17 protein-coding genes and 1 tRNA gene are annotated in these 17,742 nt (G+C 68.7%); 6 read left to right on the top strand and 12 right to left on the bottom strand.

All coding sequences use genetic code 11. The features are described 5' to 3' along the window. Positions 1 to 11 precede the first annotated feature (11 nt). The 6 genes from obgE to ACK8OR_RS02795 all read right to left on the bottom strand — a co-directional run bounded on the left by obgE (position 12) and on the right by ACK8OR_RS02795 (position 4,556). Positions 12 to 1,052 carry a GTPase ObgE gene (obgE, locus tag ACK8OR_RS02820; protein ID WP_410187952.1) on the bottom strand — a complete coding sequence of 347 codons (1,041 nt, stop codon included), beginning with the start codon at positions 1,050 to 1,052 and terminating at the stop codon, positions 12 to 14. Positions 1,053 to 1,084: 32 nt separating this feature from the next. Continuing rightward, entirely contained in the window at positions 1,085 to 1,651 is a 567-nt protein-coding gene (locus ACK8OR_RS02815) for a GNAT family N-acetyltransferase (RefSeq protein WP_410187951.1), read from the bottom strand. Continuing rightward, on the bottom strand, positions 1,648 to 2,250 hold the full coding sequence (locus ACK8OR_RS02810) for a LysE family translocator (RefSeq protein ID WP_410187950.1): 603 nt from the start codon (positions 2,248 to 2,250) through the stop codon (positions 1,648 to 1,650). Before ACK8OR_RS02810 ends, ACK8OR_RS02815 begins: the two co-directional genes overlap by 4 nt. A gap of 200 nt (positions 2,251 to 2,450) precedes the next feature. Further along, the gene (gene rpmA, locus ACK8OR_RS02805; protein WP_410187949.1) at positions 2,451 to 2,720 is read right to left on the bottom strand and encodes a 50S ribosomal protein L27; all 270 of its coding nucleotides are present in this window, start codon (positions 2,718 to 2,720) and stop codon (positions 2,451 to 2,453) included. A 6-nt stretch (positions 2,721 to 2,726) separates the two neighbouring features. Then, positions 2,727 to 3,500, bottom strand: a complete 774-nt coding sequence (locus ACK8OR_RS02800; RefSeq protein WP_410187948.1) for a 50S ribosomal protein L21 — start codon at positions 3,498 to 3,500, stop codon at positions 2,727 to 2,729. A 186-nt stretch (positions 3,501 to 3,686) separates the two neighbouring features. Then, complete coding sequence (locus ACK8OR_RS02795; protein ID WP_410187947.1) at positions 3,687 to 4,556, bottom strand: hypothetical protein; 870 nt, start codon at positions 4,554 to 4,556, stop codon at positions 3,687 to 3,689. A 154-nt stretch (positions 4,557 to 4,710) separates the two neighbouring features. Between ACK8OR_RS02795 and ACK8OR_RS02790 the strand changes: the two genes are divergently transcribed. Further along, a tRNA-Ser gene (locus ACK8OR_RS02790) sits at positions 4,711 to 4,800 on the top strand. A gap of 281 nt (positions 4,801 to 5,081) precedes the next feature. Here ACK8OR_RS02790 and ACK8OR_RS02785 read toward each other — a convergent pair. The 6 genes from ACK8OR_RS02785 to ACK8OR_RS02760 all read right to left on the bottom strand — a co-directional run bounded on the left by ACK8OR_RS02785 (position 5,082) and on the right by ACK8OR_RS02760 (position 12,672). Next, positions 5,082 to 5,651, bottom strand: a complete 570-nt coding sequence (locus tag ACK8OR_RS02785; protein ID WP_410187946.1) for a response regulator transcription factor — start codon at positions 5,649 to 5,651, stop codon at positions 5,082 to 5,084. Between the two features lie 282 nt (positions 5,652 to 5,933). Continuing rightward, the gene (locus ACK8OR_RS02780; protein WP_410187945.1) at positions 5,934 to 7,097 is read right to left on the bottom strand and encodes an SCO family protein; all 1,164 of its coding nucleotides are present in this window, start codon (positions 7,095 to 7,097) and stop codon (positions 5,934 to 5,936) included. Continuing rightward, a complete protein-coding gene (locus tag ACK8OR_RS02775; protein ID WP_410187944.1) occupies positions 7,094 to 9,328 on the bottom strand; it encodes a multicopper oxidase family protein in 2,235 nt (744 codons plus the stop codon). The genes ACK8OR_RS02780 and ACK8OR_RS02775 overlap by 4 nt, the downstream gene beginning before the upstream one ends. Positions 9,329 to 9,629: 301 nt before the next feature. Beyond that, entirely contained in the window at positions 9,630 to 10,085 is a 456-nt protein-coding gene (gene gspG, locus ACK8OR_RS02770) for a type II secretion system major pseudopilin GspG (protein WP_410187943.1), read from the bottom strand. A 1-nt stretch (position 10,086) separates the two neighbouring features. Continuing rightward, complete coding sequence (locus ACK8OR_RS02765; RefSeq protein ID WP_410187942.1) at positions 10,087 to 10,581, bottom strand: prepilin peptidase; 495 nt, start codon at positions 10,579 to 10,581, stop codon at positions 10,087 to 10,089. A 15-nt stretch (positions 10,582 to 10,596) separates the two neighbouring features. After that, positions 10,597 to 12,672, bottom strand: a complete 2,076-nt coding sequence (locus ACK8OR_RS02760) for a secretin N-terminal domain-containing protein (protein WP_410187941.1) — start codon at positions 12,670 to 12,672, stop codon at positions 10,597 to 10,599. Between the two features lie 384 nt (positions 12,673 to 13,056). On the opposite strand from ACK8OR_RS02760, the gene ACK8OR_RS02755 reads away from it, so the two are divergent. Genes ACK8OR_RS02755 through ACK8OR_RS02735 form a run of 5 tightly spaced genes read left to right on the top strand, consistent with a single transcriptional unit; the run spans position 13,057 to position 17,738 of the window. After that, entirely contained in the window at positions 13,057 to 14,097 is a 1,041-nt protein-coding gene (locus ACK8OR_RS02755) for a PilN domain-containing protein (protein ID WP_410187940.1), read from the top strand. Continuing rightward, a complete protein-coding gene (gene gspM, locus ACK8OR_RS02750; RefSeq protein WP_410187939.1) occupies positions 14,090 to 14,671 on the top strand; it encodes a type II secretion system protein GspM in 582 nt (193 codons plus the stop codon). The genes ACK8OR_RS02755 and gspM overlap by 8 nt, the downstream gene beginning before the upstream one ends. Next, the gene (locus tag ACK8OR_RS02745; RefSeq protein ID WP_410187938.1) at positions 14,668 to 15,192 is read left to right on the top strand and encodes a hypothetical protein; all 525 of its coding nucleotides are present in this window, start codon (positions 14,668 to 14,670) and stop codon (positions 15,190 to 15,192) included. The genes gspM and ACK8OR_RS02745 overlap by 4 nt, the downstream gene beginning before the upstream one ends. Beyond that, the gene (locus tag ACK8OR_RS02740; protein ID WP_410187937.1) at positions 15,193 to 16,089 is read left to right on the top strand and encodes a hypothetical protein; all 897 of its coding nucleotides are present in this window, start codon (positions 15,193 to 15,195) and stop codon (positions 16,087 to 16,089) included. Then, positions 16,086 to 17,738: a GspE/PulE family protein gene (locus tag ACK8OR_RS02735; RefSeq protein ID WP_410187936.1), complete on the top strand. Its 1,653-nt coding sequence runs from the start codon at positions 16,086 to 16,088 to the stop codon at positions 17,736 to 17,738. Before ACK8OR_RS02740 ends, ACK8OR_RS02735 begins: the two co-directional genes overlap by 4 nt. The last annotated feature ends 4 nt before the right edge of the window (positions 17,739 to 17,742 follow it).

The raw sequence follows: 17,742 nt of genomic DNA, 5'->3' as shown, positions 1-17,742 counted from the left end.
ACGCCGCGCGCTCAGACCGGAGTCCACGGCTCGTCATCGGCGGCATCGGGATCGGACGCCGCCGCCTCGCGGTTGATGAGGACGCGGAGCGCGCGCAGCACCTCCGTTACGCCGTTGCCCGCCACGCCGGACATCGTCATGACCTCCCCGCCGGACGCGGCTTCGAGCGCGGCGCGCCGGTCGGCCAGCTCGCCCTCGTCCAGCGCATCGACCTTGTTGAGCACGGTCAGGCGCGGCTTCTCGACCAGACCGCCGCCATATTCCTCGAGCTCACCGATGATGATGCGGTAATCCTCGGCCACATCCGCGCTGGTCCCATCCACGAGATGCAGCAGCGCGCCCGAGCGTTCGACATGTCCCAGGAACCGGTCGCCGATGCCCCGCCCCTCATGCGCACCCTCGATCAGGCCGGGGATGTCGGCCACGACGAATTCCACACCGTCCACGCCGACGACGCCAAGATTGGGCACCAGCGTGGTGAAGGGGTAGTCCGCGATCTTGGGCCGCGCGTTCGACGTCACCGACAGGAAGGTCGACTTGCCCGCATTGGGCAGACCCAGAAGGCCCACATCCGCGATCAGCTTCAGGCGCAGCCAGATCGTCCGCTCGACCCCCGGCTGGCCGGGATTGGCGCGGCGCGGCGCCTGGTTGGTCGCGGACTTGAAGTGCTGGTTGCCGAAGCCGCCATTGCCGCCCTTGGCCAACACGATGCGCTGGCCCAGCTCGGTCAGGTCCGCGATCACCGTTTCCTGGTCCTCGTCGAGGATCTCGGTGCCGACGGGCACACGCAGGACGATGTCGTCGCCATCCTTGCCCGTGCGCTGACGGCCCATGCCGCCCTGACCGGACTTGGCGAAAAAATGTTGCTGGTAGCGAAAATCGATCAGCGTGTTCAGACCGTCCACCGTCTCGACGATGACATCGCCACCGCGCCCGCCATTGCCGCCGTCGGGGCCGCCGTATTCGATATACTTCTCGCGTCGGAACGACACGGCACCGCTGCCGCCGCCGCCGGATCGGATATAGACGCGGGCGAGGTCGAGAAACTTCATGTTCCAGTCCTTATGCGCGCCACCGGGCGGCCTCAAGCCATCTGGCGGATGTAGGTCCAGGTCTGGACCACGGCTTCGCGCGCCACGCAGAACGTCTCGGCGTCGCCAATGTAGTCGAAGCCCGCATTGGTCAGCACGCGGGCCGAGGCGGGGTTGTCCTGCATGATGGTCCCGAAGACCTGCGCGCTGCGATGGGGGTTCGCCGCCATAAGCGCGCCGACCGCCTCGGAGGCGAGGCCGGTGTTCCAGACGCCCGGCGCGACCCAATAGCCGATCTCGGCCTGGTCGCGGTCCATCGCCTTGAGGCTGACGACGCCGACCAACTCGTCCATGCCGGCCTCGGTCGCATCCATCGCCCAGACGGTGTCGTCCCCCTCGCCCGCCATGACGCGCGTCACGAAGGCATCGACCGCGCCGGGCGGCAGTGGATGCGGGATGGAGGAGGTGTTGCGCGCGACACGCTCGTCACCAGCATAGAGCTCGATCAGCCCCATGTCGGCGCGACGCAGCGGGCGCAGCGACAGCCGCGCGGTCGAGATCACGGGCTGATCCTGGGTGGCGATCCGGTCGATGCGGACGGGGGAGCTTTGGGGGGTCATGCCGGTCCTCCGGAGAACAGGACGAAGAGGACGCTGGCGACGGTCAGCGCCGCGAGGGTCCACATCAGGTACCGCTCTGCGGGACGGCCCCGCAGGCGCGCCGCGATCAGGCTGCCCCCGAGCGTCCAGAGCGGGTGAAGCGCAAGTTGGCAGCCGAGCAGGACGAGCGCGATCCAGGCCGTCGCCTCGAGCGCGGGCGTGCCGGGGGCGACGAAGGCGGTGAACCCGCCGGTGATCATCGCCCAGGCCTTCGGGTTCAGCGGATGCACGATCAGGCCGGCCGCGAAGCCGGGTGCCGCGGCATCGCCCCCCTCGCCCAGCCGCAGGTTCGCGACCTTCCAGGCGAGCCACACGATATAGGCGGCCGACGCCCATTTGAGCGCCTCGAACGCCCAGGGCGCGGTTTCGGCCAGCTGCATCAGGCCGAATCCGATGGGCCAGATGATAAGCTGCTTGCCGAGAACGACGCCCGCCACGAACGGCATCGCCCGGCGCAGGCCGTAGCGCGCGCCGGTGGCCATCAGCGCCATGTTGGCCGGACCGGGCGTACCGACCTGGCTGGCGGCGAAGACGGCGAAGCTTGCGACCGCGACGCTCATGCCCGGCCCCCAGATATTGATTGCCGGGCGCCCCGGGCCCGCCTATCGCGACACGCGGCCGTGCCCGCCGGCCGGAGCGGGCGGATCGCGACCGTGGGGGCGGTCAGGTCGGAGCAAATCTGGGTCATGGAGACCCCCAGGAAAGAAAAAGGGGACCGGCTGGCGCCGATCCCCCTGTCATCACGTATGTGAGGTTCGGCTTACTCGGCGGCCTCCGCCACGGGGAGAACCGAAATATAGGTGCGACCCTTGAAGCCCTTGCGGAACGTCACGGCGCCTTCCTCGGTGGCGAAGATCGTGTGGTCACGACCCATGCCGACGCCCTCGCCCGGCCACCACTTGGTGCCGCGCTGGCGCACGATGATGTTGCCCGGAATGGCGGCCTGGCCCCCGAAGAGCTTGACGCCAAGGCGACGGCCCGCGGAATCGCGGCCGTTGCGGGAGGAGCCACCGGCTTTCTTGTGTGCCATCTGTCCTTACTCCTGTTCTGCGGCGAACGTCGTCGCCTGGTCGATCCAGTTGTCGCGCTCGATGCGACCCTTGAACGACAGTCGGTCGTCCATATAGGCAATCTCGTCCGATCCCCAAGCGGCGATCTGGTCGAAATGGAAGACGCCGTTCTCGTGCAGCAGGCCTTCCAGCTTGGGGCCGACGCCGGAGATCTTCTTGAGATCGTCCGCCTTGCCGCCACGTGCCTCCTCGAGGAGGTTCGAGGGCTTGGTGCCCGACGCCGCGGCTTCGACGATCTTCTCGGCATCCGTTGCGGTCTCTGTCGACTTGGGCTTGGCGGCCGCCTTCGCCTTGGCCTTCGGCTTGGCGGCGGGCTTGGCCGCCTCGGCCCTGGCGGGCTTGTTGGACGCGGGCGCCATCGCGGCGAGTGCGGCGGCGGACACCGAACCGGTTCCGATCGCGGCCTTCACGCCGGTCTTGTCGCCACCCGACGACAGGATGTCCGTCACGCGGATCAGCGTCAGCTTCTGACGGTGGCCCTTGGTGCGCTTGGACGAGTGCTTGCGGCGACGCTTGACGAAGTGGATCAGCTTCTCGCCCTTGATCTGGTCGATCACGTCGGCCTGCACGGCCGCACCCTCGATCGTTGGCGCACCGACGGTCACGGTGTCGCCCCCGAGCATCAGGACATCGTTGAACTGGATGGTCTCGCCCGCCTCGGCGGCCAGGCGTTCGACACGCAGCACGTCGCCCGAGGCGACCCGGTACTGCTTGCCACCGGTCTTCAGAACGGCAAACATCCGCTCTCTCCTATCTGTCTCTCGCGCCCTGTGGTGCCCTTGCGGGTCTTTGCGGCCCCACCTGCGGCGGGTCCACCTCGGACAGCGTGCCCCGTCAGGGACAAGTCGAATGAAACGGGGCTGCGGAATCGATCCACAGCCCCGGTCGTGCCTATTCCATGGCCCCGCGGGCCTGTCAACCGACGGTCAGGCGTCCTGTTGCGCGATGAACTTCGCCGCCGCGAGACCCAGCTCGTAGGACGTCGTCTCGAAGACCGAGCCGAAGCCCTGGAACATCGCCGACATGTAGCGGCGACCGGGCGCGGTCTTGGTGAACGCGAGGTAGTCGCGCAGCTCGTCATCGCTCAGCGGCGCATAGGCCAGCGAGAGATAGCCCTGCAACCAGCCGCGGATCGAGCGACGGACCTGCGTCTCCTGGGCCCAGACCATCGCGATCATCTCGCTCTCGGTCAGGCGCGACTTCAGCGCTCCGCCATCGCCCAGCCCCCGGTAGAAGGCGTAGTTGGCGTTGAGCCCGCCCGAGACGTTGACCGTGACGAGGTCCAGCGCCTGCATCATCTCGCCGATCAGCTCCGCGCGGGCCGTTCCGCTCTCGAAGGCGGCGGCGGAGGCCTGTCGTGCTTCGGCCTCGACATCGCTGTCGAGCATCTGGCGACGCGCGACGATCTCGCGCTCGACCACGCGGGCGCCCGGCCCGTCGTTGAGGAAGCGGGCGGCGGCGGCGGCGTCCTCGGGTGCCAATTCGGTGCGGAGCGCCTTGGCCAGAAGCGGCACGAGGCGGTCCGGTGCCTGGATGGTCGAGACGACCTGGCGCCACGCCGCGCCACCGCGCCCCGGAAAGAGCGAGGCTTCGAGGCCGAGGCCGTGCCGTGCGCCTTCGGTGGCCACGATCTGCATCAGCGGTTCTGCCTGCGCGGCAACCATCAGCTGTGCGAATGCGTCCGCCTCGAAGGCCTCGAGCTGTGGTTGCGTCGGTGGTGTGTCGGCACGCGCGGCGGCCACCATGAGGCCCACGCCGCAGGCAAGTGTCGCAAGAATACGGGTCGATGTTTTCATCGCTCTGCTCCCTCAGTCCCCTGCCATCGAGTGAACACGCGGCAACCGCGCGAGGGAAGCGGGGCGCGGGTCGTTTTTTGCGGCCCGTCCCGGGGAATCGACCCCCTTGCGCGGCCCGCGCGGCCCGACTAAGGACGCGCCACCACCAGGTCGCGGAGAGGTGCCGGAGTGGTCGAACGGGACGGTTTCGAAAACCGTTGTGGATTAACGTCTACCCAGGGTTCGAATCCCTGTCTCTCCGCCAACCCCCTCACTTCGCTGAATGAATCGCCGCTGAACGGGTCGCTTGCCGCTCAGCCCGACGTGGTCGCCGTCCGCGCCCGATCGTTGCGGCCTCGGACGCCTTCGCGCTGCGCTGCGGCAGGTTCGTGACGGGCGCACGACAGGCGTCGGACAGCCTGCGACATCCCGTCTCCCCTGTGGCTTCGATGCCACGGCCCCCTTCCGCGCACGAGGCGAGGCGGTCGAAAAATGTGCAGTCGCAGAACGGGATAAGGGGCGCGGCTTGGTGAAATGACACAGCGGTCAGATGCCGAGCTCGTCCCGAAGCGCGTCGGACGTCATCACCAGCGCGATCGCCGCGGCGCGGCTGTTGACCCCGAGGGCGCGGTAGATGGTCGTGACATGGACCTTCACGGTCGACTCGGCTAGGTCGAGATCGCGCGCGATCGCCTTGTTCGAAAGACCGCGCACCAGCCCCCGCAGCACCTGCGTCTGGCGGGCCGAGAACTGGCGCGGCCCGGCATCGGCCTTGGGGCTCGCGCGGACAAGGCGCGGGCGCAGCGCGTCGTCGGCGGGCATCGGCGCGACCGGGATAGCGTCGGCGGCGGCGACGGGCGCGCCGTCCTGCGGCGCCACGAAGAGGACCTGCGCACCGGGAAACTGCGCCCGGAGCTCGGCGATGACGTCCTCGGGCGAAGTTCGCGGATCGGGCAGGTCGGCGATCACGAGGCGCACGAGGTCCGAGGTGGGCCGCGGCCCCGCGGCGTCCGGCAGGGGCGTCGACCGCTCGCGGTGGAGCAGCGTCTCGAGGATGCGCGAGACCTCTTGGGTCGCCTTGGTGCGATCCGCTCGCGTCACGTCATCGTCCCCCATTTCCAGATATCGCCGCCGACCGGTCGGTTACGGGGCCGAGCCGCCTCCGAGGCAGGTATCGGGCAGCCACACGGAACCGCCACATCCGCCCTTCGCTCGCATCATAGTCCGTCGCGTCGCAGACCGGTCCTTGATCCGGGTCAATCGCCCCGCTGATCAGCGTCGGGACTCGCGTGGCCTCTCCACGGCGCGGCCTGGTCGGCGTCGCTCCGAACGCAGCAAAGACCGGCCCCGAAGCGCGCTATGGCCTCGGAACCGGTGTGGAGATCGGTCGGCCCGATCTCAGTGATGGTCGGCGTGCGCCCCGTGATCGGCATGGCCGGCATGCGCCGCGTGATCGTCGTGCCCGGTATGATCTTCCTGGGCCACGTGACCGGCGTGGTCCTCGTGATCCGCATGATCATCATGCCCCGAGTGCCCCGCATGGTCGCCGTGATCGGCGTGATCCCCATGATCGCCATGGGCCGCGCCGTGGTCATGGTCGTGGTCGTCATGGGACGGCATTTCAGTCATCGGCGCGCCGAGGGCCACGGTCCTCGATTCGAGATAGTGGATCAGGTCGGACGCGTCCGCCGCTTCGAGGCCGAGATCCGGCATGATCACGTCCGGGAATTCGGCGTCGAGAGCCACCGCAACGGGATCGTGGGTCGCCAGCATCAGGTCGGGATCCTGGAGGTAGCGCTCCAGCCAGTCGCGATCGCGCCGGAGCGTTACCCCTGCGAGATCGGGTCCAACGCGCACGCCGTCGCCGATCGTGTGGCAGGCGGCGCAGGCGGTGATGAACATCCCCTCCCCCCGCGTGTCGCGAATGACCAACGGCTCGTCCGCGGCATCGGACAGCGACGCGAGCACTGGCTTCGGCGGGATGTAGGTCGGGTCGAGTTCGAGGATCTCGGTCGTGGCGACCACGAGGCTGCCCATCAGGGACGTCCGTCGCCATTGGCCGGTCGCCCCGTTGCCGATCACCATGTCGCTGCGATGCTCGCCGAGAAATCGGCTGCGCTCGCCCAGCTTGTGGCGCACGACGTCGATATCGGCACGCGTTCCGGTCAGGAATGTCCAGCCATCCCGGTCCGCGCCGAAGGCGGCCGCGTAGGACTTCATGCGTTCGGGCGTGTCGGTCTCGGGGTCGATGCTGATCGAGTAGACGAAGATGTCCTGCCCGATCCGGGCGCCCAGCCAGTCGACGATCTGCGCCAGCCGCGCCGTCGAAAGCCCGCAGATATCGGGGCAGTCGGTATAGATGAAGCTGACGACGACGATCTTCCCGTCGATCAGATCGTCGTAGAACCGCACCGTCTCGCCGTCCTGCGTGACCAGCGGAACATTGGTGAAGTAGTCGCGATCCCAGAGTTCGGCACCGGCCGAACCGCCCGGGATCGCGCTCGCCAGGGCGCAGAGCGCCCCGACCCCCAGCCAGAGCGCCACGCGCCGCAGCGCGGTCATGCGTCGCCCTCCGGGAACGGATCGAAGTCCTCGTCGAAGGGATTGCCCTCGGGCAGCACCTCCGGCGTGACATAGGTGACGCCGTAGGGCGACGGCTTCGGCGTCGGGATCATGTTGACATGGGTCTGCGAGTTGTCCGGATTGTCCGGGTCCGTCATCACGTCGTAGCGGAAGAGCATCGCCCAATCCTCGTGAACCGTGTTGTGGCAATGGGTGACATAGGCACCCCCGAACTCACCGAACCGCACCTGGATGTTGACGGTCCCGTTCTCGCCCAGACGCCAGACGTCCTTGCGCGGGTTCTGCCGCTCGATCGGACTGAGCCTGCGGCCACCGCGATCCAGCGTGACGCCCTCCTCGAGGTGAAGATGCGCGGGATGGTCCCAGCCGCCGCCGCCATTCTCGAGGATCCAGTGCTCGACCTCGCCCGGCTCGGGGATGACGAGAGAGGAGCGGTTAGCGTTGAAGAAATGGTTCGCCTCGCCGTTGATCTTGATCGTCCAGCCGAAGGATTCCTTGTCCCCGCAATCGGGAAAGCACGGTCCTTCCAACTCGTCGTCGCGACCGTCGGCGCCCTTCCATTCGATGTGGCGGACCCGCACGGGCGCCACGATCGGGATCGGATCGGTCAACCGACTCGGCACATGGCTGTAATCGGTATGGTTGGCCGCCCGGATGACGGTCCCGGGGGCGTCGGCGCTCTCGACCTCATCGACGACGCGGAACTCCATGATCCCGCCGATGGCCGGATCGTCCGTCTTCATCCGCAGCACATCGCGCAGGCGCAGCGACTCCTTCGGTCCACGCCCGTCATCATGCTCCATCGAGTTGAGCATGTAGAGGCGATTGCCCGGCTGGAAGACCGAGAAGTCGACCACGACGTCGAACCGCTCCCCCGGCCCTTGCGGGTCGAGACGGTTGACCGTGACGGGGTTCACAAGGAAGTTCCCGTCAGTCGAGATCACCTTCATCGGGACCGGGTTGCCCTGTTCGTTGACCAGGCCCAGCTCGACGAAGCGCGACATGCCCGCCGACAGGATGCGGAAACGATACTTCCGCGGCAGCACCTCGAAATAGGGCTTGTAGGCGAAATTCACCATCATCATGTCACCGCAGAAGCCATCGGTGTTGAAGATGTCGAAGAAGTACTGGCCTTCCTGGTCGGTGGCGGCGTCCGACACGATCAGGTTCACGTCGAAGTCGATATTGCCCCAGTCCAGCGTCGTGCCCGAAGGCAGGCGCAGGTTGACGCCGTCATCCATGCCCTCGTGGCCGCGATCGGGACCGCTGTAGTAGTTCAACATCCCGAGATGGCCCTTGTAGACGTTCTCGGCCGTGTAAAAGAACCGGTGATCGTGGAACCACAGCGAGCCCTGGAGCTCGCGGTAGTCGCCCGGCACGAGGGTCAGCCCGCCGGCGCCATCGGGCCCGGAGGCCCGGCGATCGGACGCGTCGGTGTTGATCATGTCGGCCCGCGCAAGCGTGGTCGACCAGTGGTAGTCGTAGAACTGGCCCGGGTAGAAATGCGCGTTCGATGCGCCATCGCTCCCCGAGGCATTGTGGGCATTGTGATTGTGAGTCGACTGGCTGTTGCTGCCGAAGCCGCCGTTGCGGGTCGGGTTCGGCAGAAGGCGGTTGTAGTTCCGCAGCACCACGGGCTCGCCGTAGCGCAGCTTCATGAGCGGCGGCGGCAATTGGGACCGGGTGGCGCGGTTGCTGCCGAAGGTCCAGACCTTATCCGGCTCTTGATCCGGCATGTTGGGATGGAACTTAACCCCCGAGGCTGCCCGCCCCAGCGTGAGCATGAAGCCCTTCTGCGGCAGGTATTCCTCCCACCGCTGATGCGCGAAGTACTCGCCCGGCGGGCGTCCCTCGAACGGACCGTAGTTGTAATAGGGGTTCACGTTCTCGGTGCCCCCGGAGTCGGTGAACTCGGTGTGATAGGACAGGCGCCGTGCGGGCGGCCACCATCGGCCCCGCGCGTAGACATCGACCTCGTTCTCGCGCTGGATCGGCGTCATGTCGTGCGGCGTCTGGAGGTTCAGCCGCGGCATCTCCTGCGTATAGGGCTGCGCCCCGAAGAGCGGGCTGAGCGGTGTTCCGGTCGGGATGTTCTGCGCGCTGGCGCTGCGGGCGAAGGGGCTCAGGCCGTTGACCTCCGCCAGAAGGCCCAGCCCCGTGAACGTGCCCCATTTGAAAAGCTCGCGCCGGGTCACGTCGCCGATGGACAAGGCCTGAACGATTTCTGCGCGATTGCGACGTGCGTTTTCAGCTTCGCGGATCTGCGTGCGTGACGCGTCTTTCGGAAGATACATACCCAATACCCCACTACTCGCGGACGCAGGGAACGAACCGTCTCGAGGCGGTTGGCAGGGCCGGATCGCGGCGTTCCCCCGAACGCTGCGTCAATCCTACCTGACAGCAGGGGTGTCTCAATCCTACAGGTGGATTAATCACTTGCGGGGAGGTCGAAGGTCTCGAACGCCACGCGACGAAGGTCCAAGAGATGGGCGGGACTAAGGTCCCGAATGCCTATCTGATGTTCGAAATGTCGCGATCTTCGCCCTCTCCGCCGGGGCTGCCGTCGCGACCGAACGAGGTGATTCGGACTGCGCCATCGTCGCTCTCGTAGATATACGCGGCGCCCCACGGATCGACCAGCGCATCGGCGTTCTGCAGATACGGACCCTTCCACCGCGCGGCCAGCGCGGGCGTCGGTTCGGCGAGGGCGTCGAGACCCTCTTCGGTGGTCGGGTAGCGGAAGTTGTCGATCAGGAACAATTCCAGCGCGCTCTCGATATTGCGGATCTGGGTCTGCGCGGCCTCAGTGCGCGCCGAGCCGAGATAGCGCAGCACCTGCGGCGCGACGATGCCGCCCAGAAGGACGATGATCGACAGGACGACAAGCAGCTCGATCAGGGTGAATCCCGCATCGCGTTCCGCGTCTGCCCCACGGCCACGTCGCGTCTTCGAAAGGTTGCGATCCATCTTACCATACCCCCGCGGGCGCCAGCGTCGGCAGCCCCGACCGTTCGAGGATCCACGTCAGCATCAGGCCCAGCCCGATGAACGGCCCAAACGGGATGCGCGTCAACCGGTCCGTCCGGCGCCCCGCCACTGCGGCGACCCCGACTGCGGCGAGGGCGCCGACGGTCGCGACCACGAGAACGAGCGGCAGGTTCCACGGGCTGACCCAGAGCGCGGCGGCGGCGATCATCTTGATGTCGCCCAGACCCAGACCCGTCAGCCCCCGGCGGCGGCTGAAGACCTCGGCAACGACCCAGAGGGCCAGGCCGACCGCCGTCGCCGCCAGCGCCGATGGCCACGGCAAACGACCGTCGAGCGCCAGTGCCGCCGCAAGCCCCGCAAGCGCGAGCGCCACGTTCAGCGGGTCCGGAATGCGCCGGGTCCGCAGGTCGATCACGGCGATGGCCAAGAGGATCGCGAGAAGCGTGCCCCCGGCGACGACAACCCCGACCGTCATCCGCCCGCGCGACCGTCAGCGCAGGCGGCGGAGATCGCGCTGACGGCGCTGCTGCGGCGTCTCGCTGCGGCCGAAGTCGAGCCGCTGGCGGAACTCGTCGCTGACCCGACGCGCCGCATGGGCGTCGCGGATGATCTGGGGCCGCACGAAGATCAGAAGCTCCGTCCGCTCGCGCCGGTCGCGGCGGTCGCGGAAAAGGTTGCCGACCACCGGCACGTCACTGAGGACGGGCACGCCGTTCTTGGTGCGCTGCGTCCCCTCCTGGATCAGCCCGCCGAGGACGACCGATTCCCCGTCCATGACGGACACCCGCGTCCGTAGCCGACGTTGCTGGATCGTGGGCGAGTCGATGCCGGAGGTGGTCGTCGCGACGACGCGGCTGGCCTCCTGGTCGATATCCAGGAGCACGCCGCCATGGGCGTTCACGCGCGGCACGACGTTCAGGATGATGCCCGTGTCGCGCAGCTCGACGGCGCTGACGATGCGCGCGTCGGGATCGTCGGCACTCTCGGCGGTGCGAGTGACGACGGGCACCTGATCGCCGATCTGGAGGATCGCCTCTTGATTGTTCAGCGCCATCAGCGTCGGCGTCGAGATCACGTTCACGTCCGTTACGCTCGACAACGCATTGATGGTGGAGCGGAAATCGCCCAGCGCGCTGTTCCATGAGAAGCCGGGGAAGTTCGGCTCGAGCGCGCTGTCGAAGCCGCGCGTGGCGGACCCGTTCTCGAGAAACCAGCGGACGCCGAAGCGCAGCGTGTCGTTGAGCGAGACCTCGACGATGACCGCCTCGAGCATGACCTGCGTGGCCACCGTGTCGAGCCGCCGCAGAACGGGCTCCAGCCGCCGGTACTCCTCGGCGGTGGCGCTGATGAGAAGGGAATTGTTCTCGGTATCGGCGACCACGCTGGAGGACACGCTTGCACCCAGGTCGGGATCGGCGGTCAGGCCCACGAAGGTGGGGTCCACGCCGTCGGCGCTGGCCACTTCGACCTCGCCCAGACCGGGCGAGACCGCGCCGTCCGACCCGCCGCCCAGCACCGATTGCAGGACGCGGGCCAGTTCTTCGGCCGGGCGGTTCTGGACCGGGTAGACGAAGAGCCGGTCGGCCCCCGCCCCGCCGATCGTGTCGAGCTTGCGGATCCATTCGCTCGCGCGCGGCAGGTAATGCGGCTGCGAGGTGACCACGAGGATCGAACCCAGCTGTTCGTTGGGCACGAAGCGGATGACGTCGGCCGTGGCTCCGTCGGAGCTGCGGAAGATCTCCTCGAGCTGCGAGGCGACCGCTTGGGGCGCTGCGTCCTTCAGCGGATGGAGCGCCACGGACTTGCCGCGCATCCAATCGACATCGAAGACCGAGATGGCATCGAGCATCGACGACAGCTCCGCCTGCGATCCGGCGAGCAGGAGATAGTTGCGCACGCTGTCGAAGCGCAGAATCGAGCCCGGTTGGCTGATCGGCGTGAGGATGTCGCGCATCTCCTCGGCCGCGATATAGGCCAGCGGCACGGCGAGGACGCGCATGCCCGGAGCACTGGCCTGAAGCGCTGGCACGCTGACCGGCGGGGTGTTCGCGATGGCGGCGTTGGACTGCACGATCCGGTAGATGTCGGCATTCTCGACAATGGCGTAGCCGTTCGCGGCGAGCGTGATCTCGAAGATGTCGATCAGCGCCTCGCGACTGACGGGCGAACTGGTCTGGAGCGTGATCGTGCCCGGAAGGTCGGGATCGACGACGTAGTTAAGGTCGAGCGTGTCCCCGAGGATGAACTGCGCCGCCGCCGGGATCGGCGCGTCGACGAGGTTCAGCTGGAACCCCTCGTCGCCGCCGAAGGTCGGCTCGCGCCGGATGGGCGGATTGCCCGCGCCCAGAAAGACGCCCGAGCCGGTGCGTCCCGTGCCGGACGTCGCCCCCGGCACGCCGCTCCAGCCGCCCGCGGCGTTGGCGGTGCGCGTGGCGCCGTCGCCCGCGCCCAAGCCGCCCAGCAGCGTGTCGAGGCGGCTGACCCCGGCCTCGTCGCCGGCGCAACTGGCCAGAACCGTCGCCAGAGCGGCAACAATGAAGGTGCGTTTCCAGGTCCGGGCGCTCATAGCCGCGGCCCGTATCGGGCCGGTTCCATAGCGGTCATATCGGCAACCCGCGGGTCGCCACCTCCGAACGGTGCATCGTGATACATGCCTGTACTCGCCTGAACGTGCTGCCAACCTCTTGGGCGCGCCGATTCTCTGGCCGTACGTCGCCCTCGCCTCTCCGACGTTTTCGCCGGTTGTTTTGCAGGCGAGGTTAACAGATGCGTCCGGTCTGTCACCTTTTTTGCACATTTGGCGTGGAACGGGCGCCGAAGTGATGCATCCCGGCCCGAATGCGGGCGGTCAGCACCCCGCCGAACGGACGGCCTGCCCGTCGCGGGAAAATCGGCTATACTCGGCCTCCACCGTGGGGGTGGAACTGCTGCCGAAAGGGCGAAAAGGGTAATGGTTACAGGTGTGATCGACTATGTGGCGGATGTCGGCCGCTGGTGGTCGTGGGAGGTGTCCTCCCTCGTGTCGCGCCGTCGATCGGTGGCCAAGGCGGGGTCGCGCCCCCTGCTCCGCGTCTCACGCGCCGGTGTGTCCGTCGAGACACAGCGCCGCCTGCCCGAGGTGGTTAAGCCGGCCGAGGTCGGGGCGGCGCTCCGGCGGCTGCCGCGGCGGCTGCGCTCGCCGGTCGTCGATGTCGTGGTCGAGCCGGATCGCCACCTGCAACGCAAGCTCTCGCCCCTGCGCCTGCCCCGCAGCCGGATGCGCGCGATGGCGCGGCTCGATTGCGAAGGCGCGACGCCGCTGCGCGAGGAAGACTGCATTCTTGTGCTACCGAAATACCGCCGGGACCACGCGGCCAGCGTCTATTTCCTGTTGCGGCGCGACCAGTTCGAGCCGATCCGCGCAAGTCTCGCCGCCGCGCGTATCAAGATCGGACAGCTCGCCATGGCGACGCCCGACGGCGCGTTTGTGGCCGACGGTCCCAGCCTTGCAGCGCTGCGCCGTCCCGCGCGGATGCGCCGCGCGGCCCATCGCCTGTTCTGGGGGGCCGTCGCCGCCTCGGTTGTCGGGCTGATCGCGCTCGGCGGCGTCACCGCGTGGCAGCAGCAAAGGGCGCTGGATGCGCTCGGTGTCGAGATCTCAACGGCCGAGGCCGAGGCCGCAGATGTTCGGGCCGATATGCGCGCCCGCACCGAAGAGATCGGCCGCATTGCGTCGGTGCGGGAGGCCAAGAGCCAGGCCGTCCCCCTCGTCCGCATCCTCGAGGAGCTGGCCCTCGCCCTGCCCGACGGCACATGGCTGACCCGGATCGACGTCGATTACGGCACCGTCACGCTGACGGGTCAGACCTCGGGCGCCGCACGGCTGATCCCCCTGCTCGAAGATTCGGACCTTTTCCGCGCGCCGACCTTCACCCAGCCCGTGCTCCGCGATGCGGGCAGCCTCGACGAGCGCTTTACCATCACCCTCGAGACGGCGAGCGCCGATGGATAGCCGCACCGCCCTTCTCAACGCGCCACGCGCGCTGCGACTGGCCGTAGCCGCCGCGACCCCAGTGCTCACGGTTGCGCTGGTCGCCGGAGCCGTGATGCTGGCGCGCGACCGGCTCGACGCGACCGCCGCGCGCATCGCGGCGGAACGGGCCAATCTCGGCAACCTCCAGCGCCTCATCGCCGCAACGCCCGGCGCGACGGCGCCGCGCCCCGCGGACGCGCCCGAATTCCTGCCCGGCGCCAGCCCCGCGCTGATCCAGGCGGCGTTCCAGGGGCGGCTGGGCGAGATCGCGGCCGCCAGCGGCGTCGACCTCCTGGCCGTGGGCAACGCGCCGGTCACCGAACGCGACGGGACGCGGTTCGCGGGCCTCCGGGCCCGCATGAGCGGCACCAATGCCGAGATCGTCGAGACCGTCTTCGCCATCGAGAGCGCGGTGCCCTACCAGACGATCCGCACCGCCCGCATCGACGCTGCGACCGCTCCGGGCGACCCGGACGCGGCTGATCCGACGATCCTGTCGATGGAGCTTCTGATCGAGGGCGCGCTGCCGCCCGACCTCGAGGTCGCGCAATGAGGATGATGGTCCTCATCCTCCTGGGGCTGGCCGCCGCGCTGGCTATCGGGGCGAAGGTCCACGAGGTCGCGACGACCCCCCTCGATGTTACGCCCTACGCGCCCGCCCGTCCCGACACGGGCCCCGAGACCGCACCGCAGGATGCGGGTCCGTTGGACGTGGCGGCCCTCGACCGCAACCAAGTCCTGTCCCGCCCGCTCTTCACCGAAACGCGCCGTCCGTGGCAGCCGCCACCCGCGCCGCCCCCGCCCCCGCCGCCGGTGGTCGCGGCCCCGGCGCCCGCCCCACCCCCGCCGCCCGAACCCGACCCGATCGCCCCGCGCCTCATCGGGGTGGCCCGGTCGGACGGGCAGTCCCGCGCCCTGTTGGGCGCGCCCGAGGGGTTCGAGACGATCTGGCTCCGCGAAGGCGAGGTCGCGTGGAACTGGACGGTCAGCGAGATCGACGCGGGCTCCGTCACGGTCCGGCAGGACGATCATGTCGTGCCGCTGGGCCTCCATGGCGACGGGGCGCGGCCCTAGATGCCGCCGGTCGCCCCTTCTGCGTCCCGGCCCGCCGAGGACGGCTTCGCCCTTTTGGCGGTCGTCGTGTTCCTTCTCGTGGTGACCACCATGATGACAGGCTTCGTGCTCGCCGCGCGCGCGGGCCTCGACCAGGCGCGGGACGGGGTCGCCGAAGCCCGGCTCGACCTTCTGGCGGAAGGGCTGGGGCGCGTGGCGGCGCGGGCGGTCTTCATCGCCGAGGCCACCGAGACCGCCCCGCCCTTTGCGCTCAACGCGTCCCCTGCCGCATGCCGCGAAGGCGACCTCACGATCCAGCTTCAGGTGCAGGACCAGCAGGGACTCGTCGATCTCAACGCCGCCGGGCGCGAGCTTCTCGTGTTGGCGCTCCGGTCGCTCGGGCTTCCGGCGGCGGCGGCGGCCGAGCAGGCGGACGCGATCCTCGCCTACCGCACGCCGCCGGAGGACGACGCGCCGCCCCTCGCCGATCTTCAACTGCGCGACGGCCTCAAGCAGGCCCCCTTCGCGGCGGTCGAGGAGCTGCACGCCTTCCCCGTCCTGGCCGAGCTTCCCATCGACCGCCTGACGGGCACCTTTACCGTCCATTCCGACCAGCCGCGCGCGACCGCCGCACGCCTGCCCGCCCCGTTGGCCGCCGTGCTGGGCCGCAGCAACCTCTTGGAGGACGAAGCGTCCTCCGGCAGCCCGGTCCGCATCGACATCTTCGTGCGGGCGGGCGACGACACGCTGGGCTATTCGGGCCGCATCGTCGAGGAGCGTCGGGGCGAAGCGGTCACGCTGGAGCGAAGCATCGCCCCCGGACGCGCGATCGCAGCCCCGCCGGATACCGTCGTCCCCGGATGTGCGGCGCTGTTCGGTCCGGGCGTCACGGTCCATCTCAGGGAGGCGACGGCATGAACATCCGACCCGGCACCGACGACCGGCGCGACGGGTTCGAAGGTTTTCTCACCCATCTGGAAGGCCAAGGCGTCCTGCGGCCCGAGGCGACCCAGCGCGCCCGAAGCGGCCGCGCCTCGACCGACCATCCGGCCGACACGGTGCTGATCGAGCTTGGGCTGGCGCGCGAAGACGATCTGGCGCGACACATGGCGGCATTTCTCGGGCTTCCCGAGGCGCGGATCGACGCCCACGCACTTGACCCCGCACTGATCGACCGCGCGGGGCAGTCCTTCCTCGAAACCCATCAGGTCCTTCCGCTGGAGATGACCGACGACGCGCTCGTGGTCGCCGTGGCGGACCCGTTCGCGACCGACGGCGCCGCGATCCTCGGCTACAGCTTCGACCGGCCGGTCGAGCTGCGCGTCTGCCCCCGAAGCCGCATTCTCGAGGTTCTGCGCACGCTCTCGGGACAAGACACCGCACCCCCGCCGACCCCACGCCCTGCGGCCCCCGAGGATGGCGACGGCGAGGATCTCGAACGCCTGCAGGACATCGCCCGCGAGGCGCCTGTGATCCGCTTCGTCACGCAGGTCATCCAGACGGCCGTCGACCGGGGCGCGACCGACCTCCACATCGAACCGCGCGCCGATCACGTCTGCATCCGGATGCGCTGCGACGGGATGCTCGACGTGGTCGAGACCGTGCCTCGCGCAATGCTTCCGGGCATCGCCACCCGCATCAAGATCCTTGCGCGCTTGAACATCGCCGAGCGCCGGATGCCCCAAGACGGCCGGATGCGCGCGACCGTGCGCGGTCAGGAGATCGACCTACGCGTTTCGATCCTGCCGTCGGTGCACGGGGAATCCTTCGTCCTCCGCATCCTCGACCGGTCCGGCGTGGCGCTGACGCTCGATGCGCTGGGCTACGCGCCCGAGGCCGCCGCGCACCTGCGCCAGCTTGCGCGCGTGCCAAACGGGATCATCCTCGTGACCGGCCCGACCGGCAGCGGCAAGACGACGACGCTCTATTCCGTCCTGCGCGAGCGGCAGTCGGACGACGTCAAGATCTTCACCGTCGAGGATCCCGTCGAATACCGCCTCGACGGCATCACCCAGCTTCAGGTCGAGCCCGCGATCGACCTGACCTTCGCGCGCGCGCTCCGCTCGGTATTGCGCCACGACCCTAACATCATCCTCGTTGGCGAAATCCGCGACCGTGACACCGCGCAGATCGCCATCCAGGCGGCGCTGACGGGGCACTTGGTGTTTTCCACGCTGCACACCAACAGCGCGGCGGGTGCGCTGACACGGCTGGTCGATATGGGCATCGATGACTACCTGATCGGCGCAACGATCCGGGCGGTCGTGGCGCAGCGCCTGCTTCGCAAGACCTGCGACGCGTGTGGCGGCGACGGCTGCGCGCACTGCCACGAGACGGGTTTTGCCGGGCGGACCGTCACCTACGAGGTGATGGAGGTCACGCGCGAGATCGCCGCCCGGATCGGGACCGGTGCCACCGAGGCGGATCTCGAAGCATTGGCCGCCGCACGAGGTGTCATGCCGATGGCGGACCACGCCGAAGGCCTCGCGCGGCGCGGCGTGACCACGCTGGAGGAGGTGCGCCGCGTCCTCGATCATGCGCGGAGCGGTGGCGATGTCGGCGATTGAGCGC

The organism is Jannaschia halovivens (assembly GCF_046452375.1).
GTDB lineage: Bacteria > Pseudomonadota > Alphaproteobacteria > Rhodobacterales > Rhodobacteraceae > Jannaschia > Jannaschia halovivens.
This window is presented reverse-complemented; position numbering and strand designations above follow the sequence as displayed.

Bases quoted from the DNA above. Each gene is read 5' to 3' on its own strand.
- gspM (WP_410187939.1), top strand. From the start codon at position 14,090: ATGGATAGCCGCACCGCCCTTCTCAACGCGCCACGCGCGCTGCGACTG.
- ACK8OR_RS02780 (WP_410187945.1), bottom strand. From the start codon at position 7,097: ATGACCGCGCTGCGGCGCGTGGCGCTCTGGCTGGGGGTCGGGGCGCTC.
- gspG (WP_410187943.1), bottom strand. From the start codon at position 10,085: ATGGATCGCAACCTTTCGAAGACGCGACGTGGCCGTGGGGCAGACGCG.
- ACK8OR_RS02755 (WP_410187940.1), top strand. From the start codon at position 13,057: ATGGTTACAGGTGTGATCGACTATGTGGCGGATGTCGGCCGCTGGTGG.
- ACK8OR_RS02745 (WP_410187938.1), top strand. From the start codon at position 14,668: ATGAGGATGATGGTCCTCATCCTCCTGGGGCTGGCCGCCGCGCTGGCT.
- ACK8OR_RS02735 (WP_410187936.1), top strand. From the start codon at position 16,086: ATGAACATCCGACCCGGCACCGACGACCGGCGCGACGGGTTCGAAGGT.
- rpmA (WP_410187949.1), bottom strand. From the start codon at position 2,720: ATGGCACACAAGAAAGCCGGTGGCTCCTCCCGCAACGGCCGCGATTCC.
- obgE (WP_410187952.1), bottom strand. From the start codon at position 1,052: ATGAAGTTTCTCGACCTCGCCCGCGTCTATATCCGATCCGGCGGCGGC.
- ACK8OR_RS02765 (WP_410187942.1), bottom strand. From the start codon at position 10,581: ATGACGGTCGGGGTTGTCGTCGCCGGGGGCACGCTTCTCGCGATCCTC.
- ACK8OR_RS02740 (WP_410187937.1), top strand. From the start codon at position 15,193: ATGCCGCCGGTCGCCCCTTCTGCGTCCCGGCCCGCCGAGGACGGCTTC.
- ACK8OR_RS02795 (WP_410187947.1), bottom strand. From the start codon at position 4,556: ATGAAAACATCGACCCGTATTCTTGCGACACTTGCCTGCGGCGTGGGC.
- ACK8OR_RS02785 (WP_410187946.1), bottom strand. From the start codon at position 5,651: ATGGGGGACGATGACGTGACGCGAGCGGATCGCACCAAGGCGACCCAA.
- ACK8OR_RS02815 (WP_410187951.1), bottom strand. From the start codon at position 1,651: ATGACCCCCCAAAGCTCCCCCGTCCGCATCGACCGGATCGCCACCCAG.
- ACK8OR_RS02800 (WP_410187948.1), bottom strand. From the start codon at position 3,500: ATGTTTGCCGTTCTGAAGACCGGTGGCAAGCAGTACCGGGTCGCCTCG.
- ACK8OR_RS02810 (WP_410187950.1), bottom strand. From the start codon at position 2,250: ATGAGCGTCGCGGTCGCAAGCTTCGCCGTCTTCGCCGCCAGCCAGGTC.
- ACK8OR_RS02760 (WP_410187941.1), bottom strand. From the start codon at position 12,672: ATGAGCGCCCGGACCTGGAAACGCACCTTCATTGTTGCCGCTCTGGCG.